General features: G+C 68.2%; 26 protein-coding genes and 1 other RNA gene. 10 read left to right on the forward strand and 17 right to left on the reverse strand.

All coding sequences use genetic code 11. The features are described 5' to 3' along the window. Nucleotides 1-10: 10 nt before the first annotated feature. Nucleotides 11-422: RNase P RNA component class A (gene rnpB, locus B7P44_RS03430), an RNA gene on the forward strand. A gap of 74 nt (nt 423-496) precedes the next feature. On the opposite strand, the gene B7P44_RS03435 is transcribed toward rnpB, so the two are convergent. Both B7P44_RS03435 and B7P44_RS03440 read right to left on the reverse strand, forming a co-directional pair. Further along, nucleotides 497-961: an OsmC family protein gene (locus B7P44_RS03435; RefSeq protein WP_084906366.1), complete on the reverse strand. Its 465-nt coding sequence runs from the start codon at nt 959-961 to the stop codon at nt 497-499. Nucleotides 962-1,381: 420 nt separating this feature from the next. Then, complete coding sequence (locus B7P44_RS03440; RefSeq protein WP_088511405.1) at nt 1,382-1,621, reverse strand: DUF1090 family protein; 240 nt, start codon at nt 1,619-1,621, stop codon at nt 1,382-1,384. 295 nt (nt 1,622-1,916) lie between these two features. On the opposite strand from B7P44_RS03440, the gene rplM reads away from it, so the two are divergent. The 3 genes from rplM (at nt 1,917) to erpA (ending at nt 3,334) form a co-directional block, all read left to right on the forward strand. Continuing rightward, nucleotides 1,917-2,345 (forward strand): 50S ribosomal protein L13, encoded by a 429-nt coding sequence (rplM, locus tag B7P44_RS03445; RefSeq protein ID WP_009687896.1) that lies wholly within the window; start codon nt 1,917-1,919, stop codon nt 2,343-2,345. An 11-nt stretch (nt 2,346-2,356) separates the two neighbouring features. Beyond that, nucleotides 2,357-2,749 carry a 30S ribosomal protein S9 gene (gene rpsI / locus B7P44_RS03450; protein ID WP_084900687.1) on the forward strand — a complete coding sequence of 131 codons (393 nt, stop codon included), beginning with the start codon at nt 2,357-2,359 and terminating at the stop codon, nt 2,747-2,749. 216 nt (nt 2,750-2,965) lie between these two features. Next, entirely contained in the window at nt 2,966-3,334 is a 369-nt protein-coding gene (gene erpA / locus B7P44_RS03455) for an iron-sulfur cluster insertion protein ErpA (protein ID WP_010091356.1), read from the forward strand. 90 nt (nt 3,335-3,424) lie between these two features. Here erpA and B7P44_RS03460 read toward each other — a convergent pair whose 3' ends face one another. Then, nucleotides 3,425-4,573, reverse strand: coding sequence for an anhydro-N-acetylmuramic acid kinase (locus B7P44_RS03460; protein WP_084900690.1), 1,149 nt, complete (start codon nt 4,571-4,573; stop codon nt 3,425-3,427). A 141-nt stretch (nt 4,574-4,714) separates the two neighbouring features. Here B7P44_RS03460 and tyrS point away from each other — a divergent pair, with 141 nt between their 5' ends. Genes tyrS through B7P44_RS03480 form a run of 3 tightly spaced genes read left to right on the forward strand, consistent with a single transcriptional unit; the run spans nt 4,715 to nt 7,097 of the window. Beyond that, nucleotides 4,715-5,956, forward strand: coding sequence for a tyrosine--tRNA ligase (tyrS, locus tag B7P44_RS03470; RefSeq protein ID WP_084900693.1), 1,242 nt, complete (start codon nt 4,715-4,717; stop codon nt 5,954-5,956). Beyond that, nucleotides 5,953-6,411: a D-aminoacyl-tRNA deacylase gene (gene dtd / locus B7P44_RS03475; protein WP_084900695.1), complete on the forward strand. Its 459-nt coding sequence runs from the start codon at nt 5,953-5,955 to the stop codon at nt 6,409-6,411. Before tyrS ends, dtd begins: the two co-directional genes overlap by 4 nt. Before the next feature lie 23 nt (nt 6,412-6,434). Continuing rightward, nucleotides 6,435-7,097: a histidine phosphatase family protein gene (locus tag B7P44_RS03480; RefSeq protein ID WP_084900698.1), complete on the forward strand. Its 663-nt coding sequence runs from the start codon at nt 6,435-6,437 to the stop codon at nt 7,095-7,097. A 12-nt stretch (nt 7,098-7,109) separates the two neighbouring features. Here B7P44_RS03480 and B7P44_RS03485 read toward each other — a convergent pair whose 3' ends face one another. From B7P44_RS03485 to B7P44_RS03535, 10 genes are all read right to left on the reverse strand, one after another. Then, entirely contained in the window at nt 7,110-8,246 is a 1,137-nt protein-coding gene (locus B7P44_RS03485; protein WP_084900700.1) for a ParB/Srx family N-terminal domain-containing protein, read from the reverse strand. A 105-nt stretch (nt 8,247-8,351) separates the two neighbouring features. Further along, complete coding sequence (locus B7P44_RS03490; RefSeq protein ID WP_084906370.1) at nt 8,352-9,302, reverse strand: oxygenase MpaB family protein; 951 nt, start codon at nt 9,300-9,302, stop codon at nt 8,352-8,354. Between the two features lie 25 nt (nt 9,303-9,327). Beyond that, complete coding sequence (ruvB, locus tag B7P44_RS03495) at nt 9,328-10,395, reverse strand: Holliday junction branch migration DNA helicase RuvB (protein ID WP_084900702.1); 1,068 nt, start codon at nt 10,393-10,395, stop codon at nt 9,328-9,330. Between the two features lie 382 nt (nt 10,396-10,777). After that, complete coding sequence (ruvA, locus tag B7P44_RS03505) at nt 10,778-11,359, reverse strand: Holliday junction branch migration protein RuvA (RefSeq protein WP_084900705.1); 582 nt, start codon at nt 11,357-11,359, stop codon at nt 10,778-10,780. Nucleotides 11,360-11,492: 133 nt separating this feature from the next. Further along, on the reverse strand, nt 11,493-12,035 hold the full coding sequence (gene ruvC / locus B7P44_RS03510; RefSeq protein WP_084900707.1) for a crossover junction endodeoxyribonuclease RuvC: 543 nt from the start codon (nt 12,033-12,035) through the stop codon (nt 11,493-11,495). Nucleotides 12,036-12,222: 187 nt separating this feature from the next. Beyond that, nucleotides 12,223-13,788, reverse strand: coding sequence for a bifunctional phosphoribosylaminoimidazolecarboxamide formyltransferase/IMP cyclohydrolase (purH, locus tag B7P44_RS03515; RefSeq protein WP_084900710.1), 1,566 nt, complete (start codon nt 13,786-13,788; stop codon nt 12,223-12,225). A gap of 44 nt (nt 13,789-13,832) precedes the next feature. After that, nucleotides 13,833-14,066: a Fis family transcriptional regulator gene (locus B7P44_RS03520; protein ID WP_006401675.1), complete on the reverse strand. Its 234-nt coding sequence runs from the start codon at nt 14,064-14,066 to the stop codon at nt 13,833-13,835. Next, nucleotides 14,063-15,127, reverse strand: a complete 1,065-nt coding sequence (gene dusB, locus B7P44_RS03525; protein WP_084900712.1) for a tRNA dihydrouridine synthase DusB — start codon at nt 15,125-15,127, stop codon at nt 14,063-14,065. The genes B7P44_RS03520 and dusB overlap by 4 nt, the downstream gene beginning before the upstream one ends. 118 nt (nt 15,128-15,245) lie before the next feature. Further along, the gene (locus B7P44_RS03530) at nt 15,246-16,424 is read right to left on the reverse strand and encodes a UbiH/UbiF/VisC/COQ6 family ubiquinone biosynthesis hydroxylase (RefSeq protein ID WP_084900715.1); all 1,179 of its coding nucleotides are present in this window, start codon (nt 16,422-16,424) and stop codon (nt 15,246-15,248) included. Between the two features lie 41 nt (nt 16,425-16,465). Then, nucleotides 16,466-17,863 carry an aminopeptidase P N-terminal domain-containing protein gene (locus tag B7P44_RS03535; RefSeq protein WP_084900717.1) on the reverse strand — a complete coding sequence of 466 codons (1,398 nt, stop codon included), beginning with the start codon at nt 17,861-17,863 and terminating at the stop codon, nt 16,466-16,468. Nucleotides 17,864-18,043: 180 nt separating this feature from the next. Here B7P44_RS03535 and B7P44_RS03540 point away from each other — a divergent pair, with 180 nt between their 5' ends. Then, nucleotides 18,044-18,658: a glutathione S-transferase family protein gene (locus tag B7P44_RS03540; protein WP_084900720.1), complete on the forward strand. Its 615-nt coding sequence runs from the start codon at nt 18,044-18,046 to the stop codon at nt 18,656-18,658. Between the two features lie 120 nt (nt 18,659-18,778). Here B7P44_RS03540 and B7P44_RS03545 read toward each other — a convergent pair whose 3' ends face one another. Together B7P44_RS03545 and B7P44_RS03550 are read right to left on the reverse strand one after the other, a co-directional pair. After that, the gene (locus B7P44_RS03545; RefSeq protein WP_084900723.1) at nt 18,779-20,398 is read right to left on the reverse strand and encodes an FMN-binding glutamate synthase family protein; all 1,620 of its coding nucleotides are present in this window, start codon (nt 20,396-20,398) and stop codon (nt 18,779-18,781) included. A 211-nt stretch (nt 20,399-20,609) separates the two neighbouring features. Continuing rightward, nucleotides 20,610-21,380, reverse strand: a complete 771-nt coding sequence (locus B7P44_RS03550) for an NAD(P)H-dependent oxidoreductase (RefSeq protein WP_084900726.1) — start codon at nt 21,378-21,380, stop codon at nt 20,610-20,612. A gap of 74 nt (nt 21,381-21,454) precedes the next feature. On the opposite strand from B7P44_RS03550, the gene B7P44_RS03555 reads away from it, so the two are divergent. Continuing rightward, nucleotides 21,455-21,829: a winged helix-turn-helix transcriptional regulator gene (locus tag B7P44_RS03555; RefSeq protein ID WP_084900728.1), complete on the forward strand. Its 375-nt coding sequence runs from the start codon at nt 21,455-21,457 to the stop codon at nt 21,827-21,829. Nucleotides 21,830-21,884: 55 nt separating this feature from the next. Here B7P44_RS03555 and mnmA read toward each other — a convergent pair whose 3' ends face one another. Next, on the reverse strand, nt 21,885-23,033 hold the full coding sequence (gene mnmA, locus B7P44_RS03560) for a tRNA 2-thiouridine(34) synthase MnmA (protein WP_084900731.1): 1,149 nt from the start codon (nt 23,031-23,033) through the stop codon (nt 21,885-21,887). Then, nucleotides 23,030-23,539, reverse strand: a complete 510-nt coding sequence (locus B7P44_RS03565; RefSeq protein WP_084900733.1) for an NUDIX hydrolase — start codon at nt 23,537-23,539, stop codon at nt 23,030-23,032. The genes mnmA and B7P44_RS03565 overlap by 4 nt, the downstream gene beginning before the upstream one ends. Before the next feature lie 281 nt (nt 23,540-23,820). On the opposite strand from B7P44_RS03565, the gene B7P44_RS03570 reads away from it, so the two are divergent. Beyond that, entirely contained in the window at nt 23,821-24,960 is a 1,140-nt protein-coding gene (locus tag B7P44_RS03570) for a Re/Si-specific NAD(P)(+) transhydrogenase subunit alpha (RefSeq protein WP_084900736.1), read from the forward strand. Nucleotide 24,961: the final 1 nt, after the last annotated feature.

Below are 24,961 nucleotides of genomic sequence, written 5' to 3' on the forward strand. Positions count from 1 at the left end.
TGCGCGTCGCAAAGCAGGCCAGGCAGTCGCGGCCTCGCCGCCTTCGGGCAGGCGGGGGCGAGGAAAGTCCGGACTCCACAGGGCAGGGTGATGGCTAACGGCCATCCGTGGCGACACGCGGAACAGGGCAACAGAAAGCAAACCGCCGATGGCCCGGCGCAAGCCGGGATCAGGTAAGGGTGAAACGGTGCGGTAAGAGCGCACCGCGGCGACGGCGACGTTCGCCGGCACGGTAACCTCCACCCGGAGCAATTCCAAGTAGGCAGGCGCGCATCTCCGGATGCAGGACGGGGCCCCCGTCTCGTCTGCGGGTAGGAAGCTTGAGCGCGTCAGCAATGGCGCGCCTAGAGGAATGGCTGCCACGCGCTGTGCGCTTCGGCGTGCAGCGTGCACAGAATCCGGCTTATCGGCCTGCTTTGCCGTTCGAATGCGACAGGGCCGGCGTCTCCTTGCGGGACGCCGGCCCTTTTTCTTTCGGGTACCGCGCGGCGCCCGATCAGCCTGCGACGATGTCGAACGAATGCGTGAGCTCGGCCGTCTTCGCGATCATGATCGACGCCGAGCAGTACTTGTCGTGCGACAGGTTGATCGCGCGCTCGACCGTCGCCGGGTTCAGGTTGCGGCCGGTGACCGTGAAGTGGAAGTGGACCTTCGTGAACACCTTCGGATCTTCGCTCGCGCGCTCGGCCTTCAGCGTGACCGAACAGCCGGCGACTTCCTGGCGGCTCTTCTTCAGGATCAGCACGACGTCATACGCGGTGCAGCCGCCGGTGCCGAGCAGCACCATCTCCATCGGCCGCGGCGCGAGATTGTGGCCGCCGCCCTCGGGCGCGCCGTCCATCGTGACGAGGTGCCCGCTTCCGGTCTGGGCGGAAAACGCCATGCCGTCCTGACCCAACCAGCTAACTTTGCATTCCATGCTTGCGCTCCAGCGTTGCCTGATTCGAATTCGATCCGGCATTGTAGCCCGCACGGCCACGGGCGGCTGATGCGCCGCACGACGCGAATCGGCATGCGCCGACACGGGCCCCGGAATGGGGCGGGGGAACGCGAATTCCCTTGGGAATTTAGGGGTTTTGCTCTAGCCGGGTGCTGCCGGCTCGGCTCGCGTGAATCTGCAAATATTTGATTTTTAAGGGAAATTGCGATGACGGGCTTGCGGCCTCGTTATTTCGCATTATGGTTGTAGATTTCGCAATGCAAATTTTCTTGTGCTGCCGGCAGCCCGTTCGTATAATGCGACTCATTGGTTGTCGCGCTGCGGCACCCTCCGAATGTCTCCTCCACCCTCCTCCTATGGTGGATTAAGCCCGAACCAGCCGTTCGGGCTTTTTTTCGTCTCATGCAAACATCGGCGCGCAAAGTGCGCGTCCCGCGAGCGTCAGGCGCCTGGGGCGTCGACGGCCGAAGCATGACCGTGGCGGCGCGCGCAGAAGTGGCGCACCCGTTCGCGCACGGCGCGCAGTTTCGCGACGCGATCCTCGGCGCGTGCTTCGCGCGCGGCGGCGATGCGCGCGTCGAGTGCGTCGAGCTTCGCGTTGCAGCCGGCCGGGTCGGCGGCGGCCGATGCGGCGCCGCCCAGCAGGGCGGCGGCCAGGAGTGGCGTGAGTCGTTTCTTCATCGTGGTTGTTGTTTTTCCTTGTCCGGCACGTTCTCGCGTGCGCCGATGGATGCCCCCGGGCGCTCGGAATCGCCGGATATAACGGGGCAGGACCGGATTTTGGCCGATTTCCGGCGCGCCGGACACCCGGATGCGGATTCCCTTTGACCGCGGCGCGGCAATTCCTTTATAATTCAGGGCTTTTCCGCATTCATGCCCACGGAAAAAGAACAGGGAGAGCCTGCACCGCGCCTCGAAGCGCACCTACACAAGCAGGAAAGAACACATCGGGCAAAGCATTTTTTTTGGATCGATCATGAAGACGTTTTCCGCAAAAGCCCATGAGGTGACGCGCGAATGGTACGTGATTGACGCGACGGATAAGGTTCTCGGCCGTGTTGCCAGCGAAGTGGCACGCCGTCTGCGCGGCAAGCACAAGCCTGAGTTCACCCCGCACGTCGACACCGGTGATTTCATCATCATCATCAACGCGAGCAAGTTGAAGGTCACGGGCAACAAGACTCTGGACAAGAAGTACTACCGTCACTCGGGCTACCCGGGCGGTATCTATGAAACGACGTTCGGCAAGATGCAAGAACGCTTCCCGGGCCGTGCGCTCGAGAAGGCGGTCAAGGGCATGCTGCCGAAGGGCCCGCTCGGCTACGCGATGATCAAGAAGCTGAAGGTCTACGCTGAAGCGACGCATCCGCACTCGGCTCAACAGCCGAAGGCGCTCGAGATCTAACGGGAGCCCATATGATCGGTAACTGGAACTACGGTACGGGCCGCCGCAAGAGCGCCGTCGCTCGTGTCTTCATCAAGGCAGGCAAGGGCGACATCGTCGTCAACGGCAAGCCCATTGCTGACTACTTCTCGCGCGAAACGTCGCTGATGATCGTGCGTCAGCCGCTGGAACTCACGAACCACGGCCAGACGTTCGACATCAAGGTGAACGTGACGGGCGGCGGTGAAACGGGTCAGGCAGGCGCAGTGCGCCACGGCATCACCCGTGCACTGATCGACTACGATGCGGCGCTGAAGCCGTCGCTGTCGAACGCAGGCTTCGTCACGCGCGATGCACGTGAAGTCGAGCGTAAGAAGGTCGGTCTGCGCAAGGCACGCCGCGCCAAGCAGTTCTCGAAGCGTTAATTCCGCTTCATGGCCGCGCCGCTTTCGGGCGGCGTCCGCCGGAAAAACCGCCAGCTTTTGCGCTGGCGGTTTTTTTATGCGCGTCCGTTTCGCGATCGCGCGCCGCCGCCGGCCGCCGGTTTGACGAAATCGATAAGAACCTGTTGATTTCATGGACTTCGGCACGATCTTGAGATCGGCCCTACAATAGCGGCTAAAGCTTTTTGGAGAGTTCGTATGAACGCTGTTACCGAATCCGCAGCCACGACCGAAATGCCGGCCCCGTTCGTCTTCACCGACGCGGCAGCCGAGAAGGTGAAGCAACTGATCGACGAAGAAGGCAACCCTGACCTGAAGCTCCGCGTGTTCGTGCAGGGCGGCGGCTGCTCCGGCTTCCAGTACGGCTTCACGTTCGACGAGGAAGTCAACGAGGACGACACCGTGATGAACAAGAACGGCGTCCAGTTGCTGATCGACTCGATGAGCTACCAGTACCTGGTCGGCGCAGAGATCGACTACAAGGACGATCTGAACGGCGCGCAGTTCGTGATCAAGAACCCGAACGCGACGACCACCTGCGGGTGTGGTTCGTCGTTCTCGGTCTGAGCGCACGAGGCGTCCGATCCGGCTCGCCGGAATGAAAAACGGGGCATGAAGCCCCGTTTTTTTATGCCTGGATGATACGCGTATGCCGCTTCAGCGCGGATAGAGCGCGCCCAGCACGCGGTCGCCGGCCGCGCCGGTGACCGTCGCGAGGCTGCCCGGCTCGCGTGCGGCGAAGCGGTACGCGAGCCACGCGAACGCGAGCGCCTCGACCTGCTGCGGCGGTACGCCGAGCGCGGCCGTCGTGTCGACTGCCGCGCGAACGCCGCGGTCGCGCAGCGCGTTTGAAAGCGCGTCGAGCAGCACGGGATTGCGCGCGCCGCCGCCGCACACGTAGACGGCCGTGCAGTCGGGCGCATGCTGTGCGATCTCGTGCGCGATCGACACGGCCGTCAGCGCCGTGAGCGTGGCCTGCACGTCCTCCGGCGCGAGCTGCGCGAATGCGGCCAGCTTCGCATCGAGCCAAGCCGGATTGAACAGGTCGCGTCCGGTGCTCTTGGGCGGCGGCGCATCGAAATAGGGCTCGTCGAGCAGCGCATCGAGCAGCGGCGCATGGACGGCGCCGCGCGCCGCGAACCGGCCGTTCTCGTCGTAGGGCTTGCCGAGGTGGCGGCTCGCCCATTCGTCGATCAGCACATTCGCGGGGCCGCAGTCGAAGCCGCGCACGTCGCCGCCGTCGCCGGGCAGGATCGTGATGTTGCTGATGCCGCCGAGATTGCAGACGACCCGCGTCTCGCGCGGCGCACCGAATACCGTCGCATGGAACGCCGGCACGAGCGGCGCGCCCTGGCCGCCCGCGGCCACGTCGCGGCTGCGGAAGTCGGCAATCACGTCGACATGCGTCAATTCGGCGAGCAGCGCCGGATTGTTGGTCTGCCGCGTGTAGCCGCGCTCGGGGCGGTGGCGCACCGTCTGCCCGTGCACGCCGATCGCGCGCACCTGGTCGGGCGCAAGGCCGGCCGCGCGCTGCAGTTCATGGCAGCACACCGCGTAGCGGGCCGCGAGCGCGTTGGCGGCCAGCGCCTCGCGGTCGATCTCGTCGTCGCCCGGCTGCTGCAGCGCGAACAGCGCGTCGCGCAGCGTCTGCGCGAACCCGACGAAGGCTTCGGCCAGCACGGCCGGCGGCTTGCCGGTCTCGAAGCGCACGGCGACGCCGTCGACGCCGTCCATGCTCGTTCCCGACATCAATCCGAAATAAACGCCGTCGGCCGGGTGGCCGGGTGATGGACGTCGCATCGGCACGTATACCCTCCTGGATCATGCGGCGGCGGCCGGTGCCGCGCGCCTTGCGGGCGATTATCCGCGCAAGCGGGGCCGCCGTTAAGCGATGCGCGCGCAAGTTATGGGAAAATCCTTGTTTTTGCGACCTTCTTCCTGGCACCGATGAGCACCGAACCCAGTTCCAAGCCTGTTTTCCCGATCACCGATGAAGTGCGGCACGCGCTCGCCGTCACGAAGCGCGGCGTCGACGAGCTGCTGATCGAGGAAGAGTTCGCGCAGAAGCTCGCGAAGAGCGCGGCCACGGGCAAGCCGCTGCGCATCAAGCTCGGCCTCGACCCGACCGCGCCGGACATCCACATCGGCCACACGGTCGTGCTGAACAAGATGCGTCAGCTGCAGGACCTCGGCCATACGGTGATCTTCCTGATCGGCGACTTCACGTCGCTGATCGGCGACCCGTCCGGCCGCAACGCGACGCGCCCGCCGCTCACGCGCGAGCAGATCGAGGCGAATGCGAAGACCTATTTCGAGCAGGCCGCGCTGGTGCTCGACCGCGACAAGACCGAGATCCGCTACAACAGCGAATGGTCGATGCCGCTGGGCGCCGACGGGATGATCAAGCTCGCGTCGCGCTACACGGTCGCGCGCATCCTCGAGCGCGAGGACTTCACGAAGCGCTTCCAGGGCGGCGTGCCGATCTCGATCCACGAGTTCCTGTACCCGCTGATGCAGGGCTACGACTCGGTCGCGCTGAACGCCGACCTCGAGCTGGGCGGCACCGACCAGAAGTTCAACCTGCTGGTCGGCCGCGAGCTGCAGAAGCAATACGGCCAGGAACAGCAGTGCATCCTGACGATGCCGCTGCTCGAAGGCCTCGACGGCGTCGAGAAGATGTCGAAGTCGAAGGGCAACTACGTCGGCATCAGCGAGAAGCCGACCGACATGTTCGGCAAGCTGATGAGCATCTCGGACACGCTGATGTGGCGTTACTTCGAGCTGCTGTCGTTCCGCAGCATGGACGAGATCGTCGGCTTCCGCCGCGAGATCGACGCAGGCCGCAACCCGCGCGACTTCAAGGTGCTGCTCGCGCAGGAGATCGTCGCGCGCTTCCATTCGCAGGCCGACGCCGAGCGCGCGCTCGAGGACTTCAACCACCGCGCGAAGGGCGGCGTGCCGGACGACATCCCGGCGGTGACGCTCGCGGGCGCGCCGCTCGCGATCGGCCAGCTGCTGAAGCAGGCGGGCCTCGTGCCGTCGACGAGCGAAGCGCTGCGCAACATCGAGCAAGGCGGCGTGAAGATCGACGGGACGGCGATCACGGACAAGGGCCTCAAGATCGAGGCGGGCGAGTACGTCGTGCAGGTCGGCAAGCGCCGCTTCGCGCGCGTGACGCTGACCGCATGATCGCGCTGATCCAGCGCGTGAAGCGCGCCGACGTGCGCGTCGGCGACCGCGTGACGGGCGAGATCGGCGCGGGCCTGCTCGCGCTCGTCTGCGCGGAGCGCGGCGACACCGAGGCGGCGGCCGACAAGCTGCTCGCGAAGGTGCTCGGCTATCGCGTGTTCAGCGATGCGGCCGGCAAGATGAACCTGCCGGTGTCGAACATCGACGGCGCGGGACTCGCGGGCGGCCTGCTGCTCGTGTCGCAGTTCACGCTCGCGGCGGACACCAACAGCGGCCTGCGTCCGAGCTTCACGCCCGCGGCGCCGCCCGACGAGGGCGCGCGCCTGTTCGACTATTTCGTCGACGCGGCGCGTGAGCGTCATCCGCTCGTCGCGACCGGCGAGTTCGGCGCCGACATGCAGGTCTCGCTCGTCAATGACGGGCCCGTGACATTCTGGCTGCAAGTGCGGCCCTGATCATTCCCGGAGGCGCCGCCGCGATGGCCACCACGCAGATTCTCTTCATCCGTCATGGCGAGACGGCCTGGAACCGCATCAAGCGCATCCAGGGCCATATCGACATTCCGCTGGCCGACTCGGGCCTCGCGCAGGCGCAGCGGCTGGCCGTGCGTCTCGCGCGCGAAACGCGCGACGGGGCGCGCGTCGACGCGATCTATTCGAGCGACCTGATGCGTGCGCAGCAGACCGCGCAGCCGGCCGCCGATGTGCTCGGCCTGCCGCTCGTGCTGCGCGCGGGCTTGCGCGAGCGCGCGTACGGCATCTTCCAGGGGCACGACAGCACGGAGATCGAGGCGCGGTTTCCCGACGCGTACGCCGCGTGGCAGACGCGCGACCCCGGCTTCGAGCCCGAAGGCGGCGAGTCGCAGCGCGCGTTCTATCACCGCGTGCTGCACGCGATCGAGCCGATCGTCGCCGCGCATCCGGGCGGGCGAATCGCCTGCGTCGCACATGGCGGCGTGCTCGACTGCGTGTACCGGTTCGCGAACGGGCTCGATCTCGCCGCGCCACGCAGCTATCAGCTGCTCAACACGAGCATCAACGTCGTCGACTATGCGGACGGACGCGCGAACGTCGTGCAGTGGGCAGACGTGTCGCACCTGGACGAAGCGAGCGACGACGACGGGTACCGCAAGGTGCTCTGAGCGCCCGGCCGCTCACTGCAGGCCGTGGCGCGCCTTGTAGTCGAGCGCGTAGGCGATCTTGCCGGGCTTGCCGGCCGTGATCGGCTGACGCAGCTTGTCGAATTCCCCCTTGTTGTACTTCTTGCCGCCGTTGATCGCATCGGCGCGCCCGAGGTCGGCGCCGGTCTTGCCGTCGATGACGGGGTCGGTGGCCGCGACCATGCGCGTCGACGCGTTCCAGACCGCGTTCAGGTAGCCCGTGTCGGCCTTGGTGGGATCGGGGTCGGTCGCGCCGGGCCGCGTCAGGTCGTAGCTCGCGAGCGAGAACGTGGCGGGCTGCGCGCGCAGCCAGTCGGCCCAATAGAACTCGAGATAGTCGGTCGCCTGCGCGGGTTTGCTGTAGCCGATGTCGCGCGTGAAATAGACGAGCGACCGGTGGCGGTCGTTCGTCATGCCGAGCTTCAGGCCGAGCCCCGCGGGCAATTGCGCGGCCGTGATCGGCTGGCCGTTGCCGTCCTTGAGCCGCAGGTAGCCGCGGCTTTGCATCTGCTGCCAGAACGCGTCGCCCGAGTAGCCGCTCAGGTTGTCCTTCACGACCACGTGGACGTGCAGCGGCGCACCGCCGTCAGGCGTCTCGTAGTAGGTTGACAGTCCGTGGTGGCCGTCGGTCACGTACAGCGTGTCGCCGTTCGGGCCGATCACGACGGGATTCAGCACCGTGCGGTCGCGGGCGTTCGCGTCGGTCGTCGTGCACGCGTAGCTCGCGGGTTCGCGCAGTGTTGACTGCACGGTGTAGCCGTTTGCCGCGACGCCGCCGAGGCCTTCGTCGGCGCAGAAGTCGTCGAATTTCTTGTCGGGCTGCAATTCGTAGCGGCCGAGCTTGTAGTAGATCTGGTCGTAGCCGATCGCGCCCTGCGTCGGATGCAGGGCGCCGAGCGCGACGTCCAGCAGGTCGCCCGTTCGGGCGGCCTTCCACTTGCCGGGTTGCGGCGTGACGGGAGGCAGGGGCGCCGGTGTCGCTGGAGTCGTTGTCCCACCGCCGGCCGGCGCCTGCACGTCGGCCCGTGCGACGGGGGCCGTCCCGTCGCCGCCGCAAGCGGAGAGGGCGAAAACGGTAATCAGGCTGGCGGCAATGGCGAAGCGGATCGGCAGACGGGACATCGCAGGCATCGGTCGTCGGGTTGGATGGGAGCGCGGCGCGCATGCGCGCAGCAGCAAGCCCGTCAGCTTGTCAGACGAATATGACGGCAAATTGAAATATTTGGAAGGCGGCTGTCAGGCAGAAGGCTTGCCGCTATGCGGTGCCGCGGTCGCACGCCGCCGGGCGCGCCTCGATGCGCCATTGATAAGCGCCCAGCGCAGCACCGGCGCGACCGCGCGCACGCCCGGCCGGACCACCGCGCGCCGCAGCGGCGCGAATCTCGACACCCCGAGCAGGTCCTGCGCCCAGGGCGGCAGCAGGTCGATGCCGGCATGCATCACGAGGGTCGCGGCAGGCCGCATCGCCGGCCGCGCGACCGGCGCATTCAGCAGAATCCGCATCACCTCGAACGTGCGCGGCCCGGCTTCCAGATCGGGCCGCATGCGCGCCAGATACGCGTCGATCTCGGCGCGCGAGCGGGGCACGTCCTGCGCGCCGAGCATCTCGGCGATGCGCGCCGTTTCCTCGTAATAGCGATCCTGAAGCTCGCCCGGCAAGGTCGGGTTCACATAGCGCAGGTGCGCGGCGAGAAAGCTCGATACTTCCGCGACGTGCACCCAGGTCAGCAGCGCCGGATCGTCGGCCCGGTAGGGCCGCCCGTCGGGCGCGGTGCCGTGCACCTTCGCGTGTATCGCTTTCACGCGCTCGATCAGCGCGAGCGCGTCTGCGCGATTGCCGAACGTGGTGCCGGAAATGAACGTCGCAGTGCGCCGCAACCGCCCGAGGATGTCGGTGCGAAACGACGAGTGATCCCATACGCCGGCAAGCGCGAGCGGATGCAGCGCCTGCAGCAGCAGCGCGGAGATGCCGCCCGTCATCATCGACGCGAAGTCCGCATGCACGCGCCAGCAGACCGCGTCGGGGCCGAACAGGCCCGGATCGCCGGGCGGCGACGAAAAGTCGAGCGACGGGCCGCTGCCTGTCGTCAGGTGCGTGACACCGGCCACGAGCCGCTTGCGGAGCGGCTCGAGCCAGCGCGGGTGCGACACCGGCGCGCCGGGGGGCGGATTGGATGGCGTCGTCATCGCCGGCGCGGCGTCGGGCGGGCGTTCACTGCCCGTCGGACGTCTCCCATGCGCCGCGCGCCGGGGCGCCCGCATCCGGCGCGGCGAGCCCGAAGTGGCGGTAGGTCAGCAGCGTCGCGACGCGCCCGCGCGGCGTGCGCTGCAGGAAGCCTTGCTGGATCAGGTACGGCTCGAGCACGTCCTCGATCGTGTCGCGCTCCTCGCCGATTGCCGCGGCGAGGTTGTCGATGCCGACCGGGCCGCCGTCGAACTTGTACAGGATCGCTTCGAGCAGCTTGCGGTCCATCAGGTCGAAGCCGACCGGATCGACGTCGAGCATCGCGAGCGCCGCATCGGCGACGGCCGCGGTGATGTTGCCGTCGGCCTTCACTTCCGCGTAGTCGCGCACGCGGCGCAGCAGCCGGTTCGCGATCCGCGGCGTGCCGCGCGAGCGCTTCGCGATCTCGAGCGCGCCGTTCGGATCGATCTGCGCGTTGAGCAGCGACGCCGAGCGGCGCACGATGCGCGACAGCTGCTCCGCATCGTAGAACTCGAGGCGCGCGACGATCCCGAAGCGGTCGCGCAGCGGGTTGGTCAGCATCCCGGCGCGGGTGGTCGCGCCGACGAGCGTGAACGGCTGCAGGTCGAGCTTTACGCTGCGCGCCGCCGGACCCTCGCCGATCATGATGTCGATCTGGTAATCCTCGAGCGCCGGGTACAGGATTTCCTCGACGACCGGCGACAAGCGGTGGATCTCGTCGATGAACAGCACGTCGTTCGCTTCGAGGTTCGTCAGCAGCGCCGCGAGGTCGCCCGCGCGTTCGAGCACCGGGCCCGACGTCTGGCGCAGGTTGACGCCCATTTCGCGCGCGATGATGTGCGCGAGCGTCGTCTTGCCGAGACCGGGCGGGCCGAACAGCAGCACGTGGTCGAGCGGTTCGGAACGGCGCTTCGCGGCCTCGATGAAGATCTCGAGCTGGCCGCGCACCTTTTCCTGGCCGACGTATTCGTCGAGCTGGCGCGGCCGCAGCGCGCGTTCGAACACCTCCTCGTGCGACGAGGCGGGCGTGGCGGCGATGATCCGCTCGGTGGCGAGTTTGTCGGTTTCAATCATGCGGCCATTGTACCGCGCGCCGTTACGCGGCCCAGGGCCTGTTCACGCTAATAACGGGCTTGCGAACGTGCCTTGCCGGCCGCAGTGCAAGGAGCAAGGAGCGCCGTTTGGCCGAGCCAAACAAGCGACGCGCGACGCCGCAATGTGGCCGGCAAGGCACGTTCCCGTAACCAAGAAATTTCTCTTGGGGCTGGCCGCCAGAAGGGCCGATCGCTGCGTCATGCTCCTCGCGAATACGTCCGGTATTCGTTTCGTCGCAATCCTTGCGCTCGGCCCTTCTGGCGGCCAGCGCAAGCCCGTTATTAGCGTGAACAGGCCCTTGCCGAACGGCCGACTGGCGCGCCGCATGCGGCGGCGCGACACTGCGTCGGACGCGGGGCCGTTACACCTTCGACAGGGCCTTGAGCGCGAGCTTGATGCCTTCGGACACGCCGGTGCCGGCCGGCACGTTCTTGATCGCGGCGAGGCCTTCCTTCTCGGAGTAGCCGAGCGCGAGCAGCGCATTGAGGATGTCGGCCGCGTGGTCGGACGGCGACGCGGCGCCGGCGAGCGCACCGAGGTCGGCGCCGAGCTTGCCCTTCAGCTCCAGCAGCAGGCGCTCGGCCGTCTTCTTGCCGATGCCCGGCAGGCGGGTCAGGCGAGCGGCGTCCTGCATCGTCACGACCTGCGCGAGCTCCGGCACGCTCATGCCGGACAGCACGGCGAGCGCCATGCGCGCGCCGATGCCGGTGATCTTCAGCAGCTCACGGAAGGTCGTGCGCTCCTGCGCGGTCAGGAAACCGTACAGCAGGTGCGCGTCCTCGCGGACGATCTGCTGGGTGAGCAGCACGACTCGCTCGCCGGTCTGCGGCAGGTTGTAGAAGGTGCTCATCGGCACGTCGATCTCATAGCCGACGCCGTTGCAGTCGACGAGCAGGTGAGGCGGGTTCTTTTCGAGGAGGATGCCGGCGATGCGACCGATCATGGATTGTGCGAGGCGATGAAGAAAGCGCGAGTGTAGCGCACGCGCGACGGAAAACCGATGGGCCGGCCGTTCGGCCGGGAGCGCGGGAAGCGCGGCGTGCAGCAGGGTGATCGCCCAGCGCACGCCGCCGGCATCAGCCGACGAGCCGGCCGCGCCGCACGCGCAGCCCTTTCTTGGCGAGTGCCGGCGCGAGGCCGCCGAGCGTGCTGAGCGTGTTGCCGCCGTGTGCGTGGCAGATCGCCATGCCGAGCGCGTCGGCCGCGTCGGTGCCGGGCTGCCCGGAGAGATTCAAGAGCCGCGTGACCATCTCCTGCATCTGCGCCTTGGTCGCGCGACCGTAGCCGACGACGGCCTGCTTGAGCTGCAGCGCCGTGTATTCGGCGACCGGCAACCCGCCCGTGACGAGGCCGCAGATCGCGGCGCCGCGCGCCTGGCCGAGCAGCAGCGTCGACTGCGGGTTGACGTTGACGAACACCTTTTCGATCGCGGCCTGATCGGGCGCGTGTTCGCGCACGAGCGTCGAGACGCCCTGGAAGATGGTGCCGAGCCGGGTGGCCAGGTCGGCCGTCGGCGTGCGGATCACGCCGCTCGTGACGTAGGCGAGCCGGTGGCCGCTGACGTCGATGACGCCAAAGCCGGTGACGCGCAGGCCGGGGTCGATGCCGAGAATTCGCATGTAACTAGGGAGTTGCGTGATGCAGCGATACTACAACGAAAGGCGCGGCATGCCGCCGCGACGCGGCGCGCGGCCGCGAGATCTTGCCGAGCGCGGCAGCGACGGCCGGCGCCGCGCAATAAAAAACCCGGCGGGTGCGACGCCGCCGGGCTCGTGTCTCGCGGCCCCGCGGGCCGCGCGCCGTCGATCAGTGACGGAAGTGGCGCACGCCCGTCAGGATCATCGCGATGTTGTGCTCGTCGGCCGCCGCGATCACTTCGTCATCGCGCACCGAGCCGCCCGGCTGGATCACGCAGGTCGCGCCCGCCGCCACGACGACGTCGAGGCCGTCACGGAACGGGAAGAACGCATCCGACGCGACTGCCGAACCCGCGAGCGTGAGGCCCGCGTTCTGCGCCTTGATGCTCGCGATGCGCGCCGAGTCGACGCGGCTCATCTGGCCCGCGCCGACGCCGAGCGTCATGCCGTTGCCGCAGAACACGATCGCGTTCGACTTCACGTACTTCGCGACGCGCCACGCGAACAGCAGGTCGTCCATTTCCTTCGGCGTCGGGTGGCGCTTCGTGACGACGCGCAGCTCGTGCGGTTGCACGTTCTTCGCATCGAGCGACTGCACCAGCAGGCCGCCGCCCACGCGCTTCAGGTCGAACGCGTTATGGCCTTCGCCCAGCGCGATCTCGAGCAGGCGCACGTTCTGCTTCGCGGCGAACACCTGCTTCGCGGCATCGGTGAACGACGGCGCGATCAGCACTTCGACGAACTGCTTCGCGACGGCCTGCGCGGCCGCATCGTCGACTTCGCGGTTGAACGCGATGATGCCGCCGAACGCCGACGTCGGGTCGGTCTGGAACGCCTTCGCATACGCGTCGGCCGGGTCGTTGCCGACCGCGACGCCGCACGGGTTCGCGTGCTTGATGATCACGCAGGCCGGCGCGTCGAACGTCTTCACGCATTCCCACGCGGCGTCCGAATCGGCGATGTTGTTGTACGACAGTTCCTTGCCCTGCAGCTGGCGGTAATTCGCGAGCGCGCCGGCGGGCGTCGCGATGTCGCGGTAGAACGCGGCGCTCTGGTGCGGGTTCTCGCCGTAGCGCAGGTCCTGCACCTTGTCGAACGCCATGTTCAGCGTCGCCGGGTACGGGTTGCGCGACGTGTGCTTGAGCTCGTCGGTCAGGCTCGTCAGGTAGTTCGTGATCGCGCCGTCGTACTGCGCGGTGTGCGCGAACACCTTGGTCGCGAGACGGAAGTTGGTCGCATAGGCGACCGTGTTGGCGTTCGCCTTCATCTCGTCGAGCACGACCGCGTAGTCGGCCGGGTCGACGATCACCGTCACGTCGCGGTGGTTCTTCGCCGCCGAGCGCAGCATCGTCGGGCCGCCGATGTCGATGTTCTCGATCGCGTCCGCGAGCGTGCAGTCGTCCTTCGCGATCGTCGCGACGAACGGGTACAGGTTCACGACGAGCAGGTCGATCGTCGGGATGTCGTGCGCTTCGAGCGCCTGCATGTGCTCGGGCAGGTCGCGGCGCGCCAGGATGCCGCCATGCACCTTCGGATGCAGCGTCTTCACGCGCCCATCGAGCATTTCCGGGAAGCCGGTGTAGTCGGCCACCTCGGTGACGGGCAGGCCCGCGTCGGCCAGCAGTTTCGCGGTGCCGCCGGTCGACAGCAGCTTGACGCCGAGGTCGGACAGCGACTTCGCGAAGTCGACGATGCCGGTCTTGTCGGAAACGGAAATGAGCGCTTGCTTGATCATGATGGAACCACCGATAGCCAGGGAAACGGGGACAGGGCGGCCGGCTACAGCAGGCCGTGCTGCTGCAGCTTCTTGCGCAGCGTATTGCGGTTGATGCCGAGGTACTCCGCGGCGAGCGACTGGTTGCCGCCCGCCTGTTCGAGCACGACCTCGAGCATCGGCTTTTCGACGCAGGACATCACCATTTCGTAGACGTCATGCGGATTGGAGCCGTCTAGATCCCGGAAATACACGTCCAGGCTCTCGCGGACACATTGTTCGATGTTGTGCTTGCTCATGCTGCTAACTGGTTATGGTCGTCCGACTCGCCGTGGTCATCCTCGTCCTCGTCGACGTAGACGAGATGGTCGGACAGCGCCTTCTGCGCTTCGAAGAATGCATTGACGGCGGCGAGCTGCTCGCGGGTGGAATCGAGCGTGTTCATCCGGTGCCGGAACCCGTTGGCGCCGGAAAGGCCGCGAGTGTACCAGCCGATGTGCTTGCGCGCAGTACGGACTCCCGTGAATTCTCCGTAGAACGCGTAGTGATCTTCCAGATGCTCGTTCATCACCTGCTGGATCTCGTCGATCAGCGGCGGCGGCAGCAGCTCGCCGGTTTGCAGGAAATGATCGATTTCACGGAACAGCCACGGCCGACCTTGCGCGGCACGACCGATCATCAGCGCGTCGGCGCCGGTCGCGTCGAGCACCGCCTTCGCTTTCTGCGGCGACGTGATGTCGCCGTTCGCGACGACCGGAATGCCGACGGCCGCCTTCACGGCCGCGATGGTCTCGTATTCGGCTTCGCCGCGGTACAGGTCGGCGCGCGTGCGGCCGTGCACGGTGAGCATCGAGATGCCGGCGGCCTCGGCGAGGCGCGCGACCGTGATCGCATTCTTGTGCTCGCGGTCCCAGCCGGTGCGGATCTTCAGCGTGACGGGCACGGCGTCCGGCCCGGTGCCGACCGCGCCGACGACCGCCTCGACGATCTGCTTCACGAGCGGCTCGTTCTGCAGCAGCGCGGAGCCCGCGGCGACGTTGCAGACCTTCTTCGCCGGGCAGCCCATGTTGATGTCGATGATCTGCGCGCCGTTGTCGACGTTGTAGCGGGCGGCTTCGGCCATCATCGCCGGGTCGGCGCCGGCGATCTGCACGGCGATCGGCTCGACTTCGCCTTCGTGGTTCGCGCGCCGCATCGTCTTGGCGCTTTTCCACAGCTGGGCGTTGGACGCGACCATTTCGGACACGGCATAGCCGGCCCCCAGCCGTTTGCACAGCTGGCGGAACGGCCGGTCCGTCACGCCGGCCATCGGGGCGACGAACAGGTTGTTGCGCAATACGTGAGAGCCGATAACGGGCATCGCAATGACACCGCCCGCGGACCAGCGCGGGCAAGAAAAGGGCGGAGGGAAAACGCGCATTTTACCGTATTCCCTCGCCGAGCCGATTTGACCCGGTTTGTCTGCAGCGCTGCGCGCGTCAGCCGCGCTGGCCGAACATCATCTGGCGGGCGATCGCGGTCTTGAGCGGCGGCACGAGTTCGAGCGCGGTCAGCGCCGCGCCGCGCAGCAGCGTGAGCGGGCCCGCCTCGATCGTGAACAGCCGCGCGAGCGTGTCGGTCGCGCCGATCGTGAAGCGCCGGTCGAGCGCGCGCCGCGTGTTGAAGGCCGCGAGCGCGGCCGGCTCGGCGCCGCGCCCGGACAGCGTGTCGACGAGCGTATGCGCGTCGCGCAGGCCGAGGTTGAGCCCCTGGCCCGCGACCGGGTGCAGCGTCTGCGCGGCATTGCCGACGATCGCGATGCGCCGGTCGACGAGCGTCTGCGCGGCGTTCAGGCCGAGCGGGAACGACGCGCGCCCGGTGATCGCGACGAAGCGGCCCATGCGCTCGCCGAACGCCGTGCCGAGCTCGCGCAGGAACGCGTCGTCGGGCAGCGCGGCGCGGCGTGCGGCTTCGCCCGGCTCGCAGCACCACACCAGCGCATATTGCGCGCCGCCGAGCGGCAGCAGCGCGAGCGGCCCTTCGTGCGTGAAGCGTTCCCACGCGACGTTCGGGCGCGGCGCTGACACCGTCACCGTGCCGACGATCGCGGTCTGGCCGTAGTCGCGGCGGTGCTTGCCGTCGTCGTCCTGCTGCTCGTGGAACAGCCCGCCTTCGGCGTTGACGACGATCCGCGCGCGCAGCGTGCGTTCGCCCTGCGGGCCGTCGAGCGTCAGCGTGACGCCGCCGGCGTCCTGCTGCGGCGCGCGCGCCGAGGTCGACGTGAGCCAGTCGACGCCCGTGCCGCGCACCGCGCCCGCCAGCGCCTGCACGAGCGAGCCGTAGCGCACGACGTAGCCGAGCGCCGCCACGTCGTGCTCGTCGCGGTCGATCAGCGTGCGGCCGAAATGGCCGCGCTGCGACACGTGAATGTGTTCGATCGGCGTCGCGTCGGCGGGCCACGCGAGCGTGTCGAGCAGCACGCGGCTGCCGTGCGACACCGCGATCGCGCGCGGATCGTTCGCGCTCGCGGCGGGCTCGCGCGCGTCGATCAGCGCGATCGACCAGTGCCGCGTCGCGCTGCGTCGAGCGAGCCAGCCGGCCAGCGCGAGCCCGACGGGGCCGGCGCCGACGATGGCGATGTCGTGGTCCGGCGTGGCCGGGGAGGAGTCGGTCGTCATCAGGAATCGTGAAACGTAAGAAACGGTCGGCAGCCGCCTGCTCAGGCGTCGTGCGCCGCGCCTGCGCACATCAGCGCCTCGATCTCGGCGGCCGCGACGGGCACGTCGCGCGTGATCAGCTCGCAGCCTTGCTCGCGTACGATCGCGTCGTCCTCGATGCGGATGCCGATGTTCCAGTATTCGGGCGGCACGTCGTCGGCGGCGCGCACGTACAGGCCCGGCTCGACGGTCAGCGTCATGCCGGCCTGCAGCGTGCGCCACGGCAGCGCGCCGTTGCCGTCGCGCTCGGCGAGCCGCTCGCGGTAGTCGCCGCAGTCGTGCACGTCCATGCCGAGCCAGTGGCCGGTGCGGTGCATGTAGAAGCGCGCGTACGCACGCTCCGCGATCACGTCGTCGACGTTCGAGAAGCGCGTCTTCGGGATGATGCCGGTGTCGAGCAGGCCCTGCGCGAGCACGCGCACCGCGGCGTCGTGCGGCGCCTCGAACGGCACGCCGGCGCGGGTCGCGTCGATCGCCGCCTGCTGCGCGGCGAGCACGATGTCGTACAGCGCGCGCTGCGCGGGCGAGAAGCGTCCGTTGGCCGGGAACGTGCGGGTGATGTCCGACGCGTAGCCGTCGAGCTCGCACGCCGCGTCGATCAGGATCAGGTCGCCGTCGCGCGCGGCCGCGTTGCCGGCCGGGTAGTGCAGCACGCATGTGTTCGCGCCCGCCGCGACGATCGAGCCGTAGGCCGGCGCCTGCGCGCCGTGCTTGCGGAACGTGTAGAGCAGTTCGGCCTCGAGTTCGTATTCGCGTACGCCCGGCCGGCACGCCTGCATCGCGCGGCGATGCGCGAGCGCCGAGATGTGCGCGGCGCGCATCATGATCGCGAGCTCGTGCTCGTCCTTGACGAGCCGCATGTCGTCGACGAGCGGCGTGAGGTCGAGCAGCGCGTCCGGCGCGGCGACGCCCGTGCGCGCCTGCGCGCGCACCGCGTCGAGCCAGCGGCCGAGCTGGCGGTCGAACTCGGCCGACGCGCCGAACCGGTAATGCACGGTGCCCGCATCGGCGAGCAGGCGCGGCATTTCCGCGTCGAGCACGTCGGTGGCGAATGCCGCATCGACGCCGAACGCGTCGCGCGCGGCCTCGGGCCCGTAGTGGAAGCCTTCCCAGATCTCGAGGTCCGGGTTCTTCGCGCGGCAGAACAGGATCGATTGCGGCGCGCCGTGCGGCGCGGACGCGTTCAGCACGAGCACGGCGTCCGGCTCGGCGAAGCCCGTCAGGTAATAGAAGTAGCTGTCATGGCGGTACGGGTAGCCCGCATCGCGGTTGCGCAGCACTTCCGGCGCGGTGGGAACGATGGCGACGCCGCCGCCGGCGGCGCGCAGTGCGGCAAGCACGCGTTCACGGCGCTGGTGGTAGACGTCGACGGCGATGGCGGTATCGAGGGGCGCATTCATCGTGCGATTGTAGCGCCGCCGGAAGCGGCGCGTGAGAGGGCGTGGGAAGGGGGCCGCAACGGCGCTGGCGCGGTTGTTGCAAACCATCCACAGGCCGGATGGGCGATTTTCTACCGGCTGTCGGCGGCCGGTTATGATCGGCGACAACGTATACTCTCGGCGGTTCCTCAACAAAGGCAGATGATGAAATTAATCGGTTCGCTCAGCAGCCCGTTCGTCCGAAAGGCGCGGATCGTGCTTGCTGAAAAGAAGATCGACTACAAGCTGGAGCTCGAGAACGTCTGGGCGCCGGACACGAACATCCATGCCTCGAACCCGCTCGGCAAGATCCCGTGTCTCGTGATGGAAGACGGCGCCGCGGTGTTCGATTCCCGCGTGATCTGCGAATACGTCGACACGCTGTCGCCGGTCGGCAAGCTGATTCCGCCGTCGGGCCGCGAACGCGTCGAGGTGCGTTGCTGGGAGGCGCTGTGCGACGGCGCGCTCGACGCGTCGGTCGCGATCCGCATCGAGAACGTGCAGCGCGACGCGCATCAGCGCAGCGAGAGCTGGATTGCCCGCCAGCAGCGCAAGATCGACGACGCGCTCGTCGCGATGTCGCAGGGCCTCGGCGGCAAGATGTGGTGCGTCGGTAATCATTACACGCTCGCGGACGTCGCGCTCGGTTGCGCGCTCGGCTATCTCGACTTCCGGATGTCCGAGCTGAACTGGCGCGAGCGTCACCCGAACCTCGACAAGCACTTCGTGAAGCTGATGCAGCGCCAGTCGTTCATCGACACGGTGCCGCAGGGCTGACCCGGCCGGCGCAGGCGCCGCTGCCGCCCGCGCATCGAGCAGATGAAAAACGCGCCCCTCGGGGCGCGTTTTTTTTGCCGGTCGGGCGGCCGAGCGAAACGGCCGAAGCGGCCGGCGCCGTCAGTCGATCGACGCGTAGACGTCGTCGCCGAGCGCGAACGAATCGCTGCGCGCGAGCGGCCACCATTTTTCATACAGCGTGTAGCCGCAGTGGCCGCCGTCGAGCAGCGCGCCGGGTTTCACGTACTTGAGCAGTTGCGACATCAGCCGGACCTCGTGCGGCGCGATGCGCTGCACGATGTGATGCGCGCGCAGCTCGGACGGATGTGCGAGGCCTGCCGCCTGCACGAGCTCCTGCAGCGCGTGCAGCGTGTTGCGGTGGAAGTTGTACACGCGGTCCGCCTTGTCCGGCACGACGAGCGCGCGCTGGCGCACCGGGTCCTGCGTCGCGACGCCGGTCGGGCAGCGGCCGGTGTGGCAGGTCTGCGCCTGGATGCAGCCGACCGCGAACATGAAGCCGCGCGCCGAGTTCACCCAGTCCGCGCCGATCGCGAGCGTGCGCGCGACGTCGAACGCGGTGATGATCTTGCCGCTCGCGCCGATCTTCACGCGGTCGCGCACGCCGATCCCGACGAGCGTGTTGTGCACGATCAGGAGCCCTTCCTGCAGCGGCACGCCGACGTGATCGGTGAATTCGAGCGGCGCCGCGCCGGTGCCGCCCTCGGCGCCGTCGACGACGATGAAATCCGGCACGATGCCGGTCTCGAGCATCGCCTTCGCGATGCCGAAGAATTCCCACGGATGGCCGATGCACAGCTTGAAGCCGGTCGGCTTGCCGCCGGACAGCGTGCGCAGCCGCTCGACGAATTCGAGCAGCCCGCGCGGCGTAGAGAATTCCGAATGCGTCGCGGGCGAGATGCAGTCCTTGCCCATCGGCACGCCGCGCGTCTCGGCGATCTCGGGCGTGATCTTCGCGGCCGGCAGCACGCCGCCGTGGCCGGGCTTCGCGCCCTGCGACAGCTTGACCTCGATCATCTTCACCTGCGGGTCGGCCGCCTGCTTCGCGAACTTGTCCGGGCTGAACGTGCCGTCGTCGTTGCGGCAGCCGAAGTAGCCGGACGCGATTTCCCAGATGATGTCGCCGCCGTTTTCGCGGTGGTATTTCGACAGCGAGCCTTCGCCGGTATCGTGCGCGAAGCCGCCTTTCTTCGCGCCGAGGTTCAGCGAGCGGATCGCGTTCGCGGACAGCGAGCCGAAGCTCATCGCCGAGATGTTGAAGATCGAGATGTCGTACGGCTGCGCGCGGCTCGCCCCGACGCGGACGCGGAAATCATGGTTCGGCAGCTTCGTCGGCGCGAGCGAATGGCTGATCCATTCGTGCGCGACCGCCTTCACGTTCAGCTCGGTGCCGTACGGGCGGTTGTCGCCGACGTTCTTCGCGCGCTGGTAGACGAGGCTGCGCTGCGCGCGTGAAAACGGTTTCTCGTCGGTGTCGTCCTCGACGAAGTACTGGCGGATTTCCGGCCGGATGAATTCGAACAGGAAGCGCAGGTGGCCCCACAGCGGGTAGTTGCGCAGGATCGCGTGACGGTCCTGGTTGAGGTCGTATAGGCCGAGGGCGACGAGGGCGGCGGGGATGGCAAGCCAGAGCCACGCGATCGCATGGCCGGCGGCGAGGGCCGCGACCGCCACGAACAGGACGACGGCGCACCACATCGCGAGATAGCGTCGGGAAAACATTGGGGACTCCCTATACATTTTCTGGATCGCCGCGGTGCGCCATGCGTCGGCGCGGCGGCGTGCTCAACAGCCGGCGGCCGCCTGTGCCGGGTGCGCGGCGACATCCGTCTCGCGGGGCCGCGCATGCGCGCTGCGACCGGCGCCGATGCTGGGCCAGAGTCTACTACGGGAACCGCCAGGCCTGCGCTGACGTGCCGCATGGCCGCGCGCGTCAGCCCTCGCGTCGCGCGTGGCGGATGAACGGGCTGTACACGGGGGCGTCCGGCTTCAGCGTGACGCCGCCGTCGAAGTCCTCGTCCCGGTTGAACGGCATCCGCGGCCACGCGGACCAGTCGCGCAGCCGCGCACGATAGGCGTCGGCCCGCTCCCGCAGGGCGGCGTCCCGTCGCCGGGCGGCTGCGTCGTCGGGATCGTCGCGCACGTCGTGGATCAGGTGCGGCTCGAGCACGTCGAAGCCGACATAATGCAGCGCGTACATGAGCGGCCACAGCAGCAGGCGCGTATCGCCTTCGCGCCCGTCGGGCGCACAGGCCGTCGCCGACGATCCGGTCGTCACGCTCAGCAGCGCGCGGCGCCCCCGCATGACGCCGCGTTCGTGGCGCCGGCGGCTGTCGTAGAGGCCGCCATACACGAACACGCGGTCCATCCAGCCTTTGAGGATCGCGGGCGCGCCGAACCACCACAACGGGAATTGCAGGACCAGCGCGTCGGCCGCATGCAGCATGTCGACGTGCTGCCGGATCTCGGGGGCGAGCGAGCCGCGCTGCCAGTGATGGCGTTGCTCGCGCTGCGCGTCGAAATGCGCGGGATCGTGCCGGTCGGCGTGATGCCACGGCGCCTCGCGCGCGTCGAAGCCGTCCGCGTACAGGTCGACGACGGTCGCGGCATGTCCCTGTTCGCGCCAGGCCGCTGCCGCCGCGCCGGCCAGGTGTGCGTTGAACGAGCGGGGTTCCGGATGGGCGAGGAGGATCAGTGCATGCATGAACGGGCTCCGACGATGTGCGACGATGATGGCCCGCGGCTGCCGGCCGCGCAATTACGCACCCGGAGGTAACCATGGCATTCCCCGGCGACGTCTACGCGGCCGACTGTTCGGCGCGCGACGCGCTCACGCTGGTCGCCGGCAAATGGACGCTGCTGATCCTGCCCGCGCTGGCGGCGGGGCCGTTGCGCAACGGCGAGCTGCTGGCGCGCATCGGCGGCATTTCGCAGAAGGTGTTGACGCAGAATTTGCGCGAGCTGGAGCGCAACGGGCTGATCGCGCGCGAGGACTTTCGCGCGCGGCCCGCGCGCGTCGAGTACCGGTTGACGCCGGTGGCGGAATCGCTGGTGGCGACGCTGATCGCGCTCGACCGGTGGGCCGAGCGGCATTTTCCCGAACTCGACGCGGCGCGCGAGCGCTACGACGCCGTGTTGCGCCGCACGGCCTGACGGGCGGCGGCGCGGGGTGGTTCGGGGGGAGGGCCGGGAGCGGCCGGTAGGCCGCTCAGCGTGCTTCGACGAGCGCCGGCGCGCCGGCCTCCGCGGGCGCTGCGTGGCCCGGCTGGCCGGTCGCCGCGAACTCGATGATGCCGCCGCCGAGACAGATCTCGCCGTCGTACAGCACCGCCGACTGGCCGGGCGTGACCGCCCATTGCGCGTCGCCGAAGGTCAGCGAGAAGCGTTCGCCGCCGGCCTTTGCAAACGTGCAGCCCGCGTCCGCCTGCCGGTAGCGGGTCTTCGCGCCGCACGCGAAGCCGTCGGCCGGCGGCTCGCCGGCGGTCCAGCTCACGTTGCCGGCGACGAGCTCGTGCGACAGCAGCCACGGATGGTCGTGGCCCTGCACGACGTAGAGCGTATTCGACGGGATGTCCTTCGCGGCGACGAACCACGGCTGGCCGCTGCCGTCCTTGCTGCCGCCGAGGCCGATGCCCTTGCGCTGGCCGAACGTGTAGAACGCGAGGCCGATGTGCTCGCCGACCGTCTTGCCATCGGGCGTCTTCATCGGGCCGGGTTTCGTCGGCAGATAGCGGTTCAGGAAATCGCGGAACGGCCGCTCGCCGATGAAGCAGATGCCCGTCGAATCCTTCTTCTTCGCGTTCGGCAGGCCGATCTGCGCGGCGATCTCGCGCACCTTCGTCTTCGGGATCTCGCCGAGCGGGAACATCGTCTTCGACAGCTGCGCCTGGTTCAGCCGGTGCAGGAAATACGACTGGTCTTTCGTATGATCGAATGCCTTCAGCAGCTCGAAGCGGCCGTCGCGCTCGCGCACGCGCGCATAGTGGCCGGTCGCGATCGTTTCCGCGCCGAGCGTCATCGCGTGATCGAGGAACGCCTTGAACTTGATCTCGGCGTTGCACAGCACGTCCGGGTTCGGCGTGCGGCCGGCCGAGTATTCGCGCAGGAACTCGGCGAACACGCGGTCCTTGTATTCGGCGGCGAAGTTGACGGCCTCGACGTCGATGCCGATCAGGTCGGCGACCGACACGACGTCGATCCAGTCCTGGCGCGTCGAGCAGTATTCGCCGTCGTCGTCGTCTTCCCAGTTCTTCATGAACAGGCCGACGACGTCATACCCCTGTTCCTTCAGCAGCCACGCGGTCACCGACGAATCGACGCCGCCCGACATGCCCACCACGACACGTCGCTTGCTCATTTGTTCACCACCTGACGATCGAATGCGTCCGGCCGCGGCGCGACCGAATGCGTATGCACGAAATCGAGCGGAATGCGCCGCCCGGCGAGATAGTCGTCGACGCAGCGCATCACCGCGGGCGAGCGGTGACGCTCGCTGCAGGCGCGCAGTTCGTCGGCCGTCAGCCACAGCGTGCGGACGATGCCGTCGTCGAGCCGGTGGCCGGGCAGCGGCTCGCCCGCCGCGCCGCAGAACGTGAAGCGCAGATAGGTGGCGCCGGCATTGCCGGGGCGGTCGTAGTGGGCGAGGTACACGCCGACGAGCGCGTCGGGCTCGAACGGATGCGAAGTTTCCTCGAGCGTTTCGCGGATCACGGCGTCGGCGAGCGATTCGCCGGCTTCGAGGTGGCCGGCGGGCTGGTTGATGCGCAGGCCCGCCGAGGTTTCCTCCTCGATCACGAGAAAGCGGCCGGCGCGCTCGACGATCGCCGCGACGGTCACGTGCGGGGTCCAGATTTCGGGTTTCATGGGATCGCATTTTACCGGTTGCGCCCGGACACTGCCGGGTACGCCACGATGGACGTTCCGACCCCGCTGGATCGTCGGCGGGGGCGGCGCGCGCTTGTCAAGTGCTGCAACGCAACAGTGCCGCACGATCGTGCGGAAACTGCTGGCGCGGCCCCCGCTTTCGGTTAAAGTGCAGCGTAATAGCCGTTGCTCGTGAGCCGGTATGCAAGCCTGTCCGGCTCGCCGTCGCAGTAAGAAACGAATTAAAGAATTAATTACTGTAATGACTGGAGGAATCGACAATGCATATCGGAGTGCCTGCTGAGACGCGGGCGAACGAGGCGCGCGTGGCTGCGACGCCGGAGACCGTCAAGAAATACGCGGCCGCCGGCCACCGCGTGAGCGTGGCGAAGGGGGCGGGCGTCGCGGCCAGCTATCCCGACGCGGCGTACGCGGACGCCGGCGCCGAGTTGACCGACCAGTCGGCCGCTTTCGACGCCGACATCGTGCTGAAGGTCCAGGCGCCCACTGAAACCGAGATTCCATCGCTCAAGCGCGGCTCCGTGCTGGTCGGCATGCTCGATCCGTTCAACGGCGAGCAGGCCGCGCAGCTCGCGGCGGCCGGCGTGACCGGCTTCGCGCTGGAAGCCGCGCCGCGCACCACGCGCGCGCAGAGCCTCGACGTGCTGTCGTCGCAGGCGAACATCGCCGGCTACAAGGCGGTGCTGGTTGCCGCCGAACTGTATCCGCGCTTCCTGCCGATGCTGATGACGGCCGCCGGCACCGTGAAGGCGGCGCGCGTGCTGATCCTCGGCGCGGGCGTGGCGGGGCTGCAGGCGATCGCGACCGCCAAGCGCCTGGGCGCGGTGATCGAGGCGTCCGACGTGCGTCCGGCGGTGAAGGAGCAGATCGAATCGCTCGGCGCGAAATTCCTCGACGTGCCTTACGAAACCGACGAGGAGCGCGAGGCCGCGCAGGGCGTCGGCGGCTATGCGCGGCCGATGCCCGCGTCGTGGCTCGGCCGGCAGGCGGCGCTCGTGCACGAGCGTGCGAAGCAGGCCGACATCATCATCACCACCGCGCTGATCCCGGGCCGTCCCGCGCCGACGCTGATCTCGGTCGAGACCGTGCAGTCGATGAAACCCGGCTCGGTGCTGGTCGACCTCGCGGCCGGCCGTGGGCCGGAATTCGACGGCAGGAAGAGCGGCAACTGCCCGCTGACGGTCGCCGATCAGGTGATCGTCCACAACGGCGTGACGATCGCGGGCCATACCAACCTCGCAGCGATGGTCGCGTCGGATGCGTCCGCGCTGTACGCGCGCAACCTGCTCGATTTCATGAAGCTGATCGTGAACAAGGAAGGCGCGCTGAACATCGACCTGACCGACGACATCGTCGCCGCGACGCTGCTGTGCCGCGACGGCGAAGTCGCGCGCAAATAAC

Source organism: Burkholderia ubonensis subsp. mesacidophila (assembly GCF_002097715.1).
Lineage (GTDB): Bacteria > Pseudomonadota > Gammaproteobacteria > Burkholderiales > Burkholderiaceae > Burkholderia > Burkholderia mesacidophila.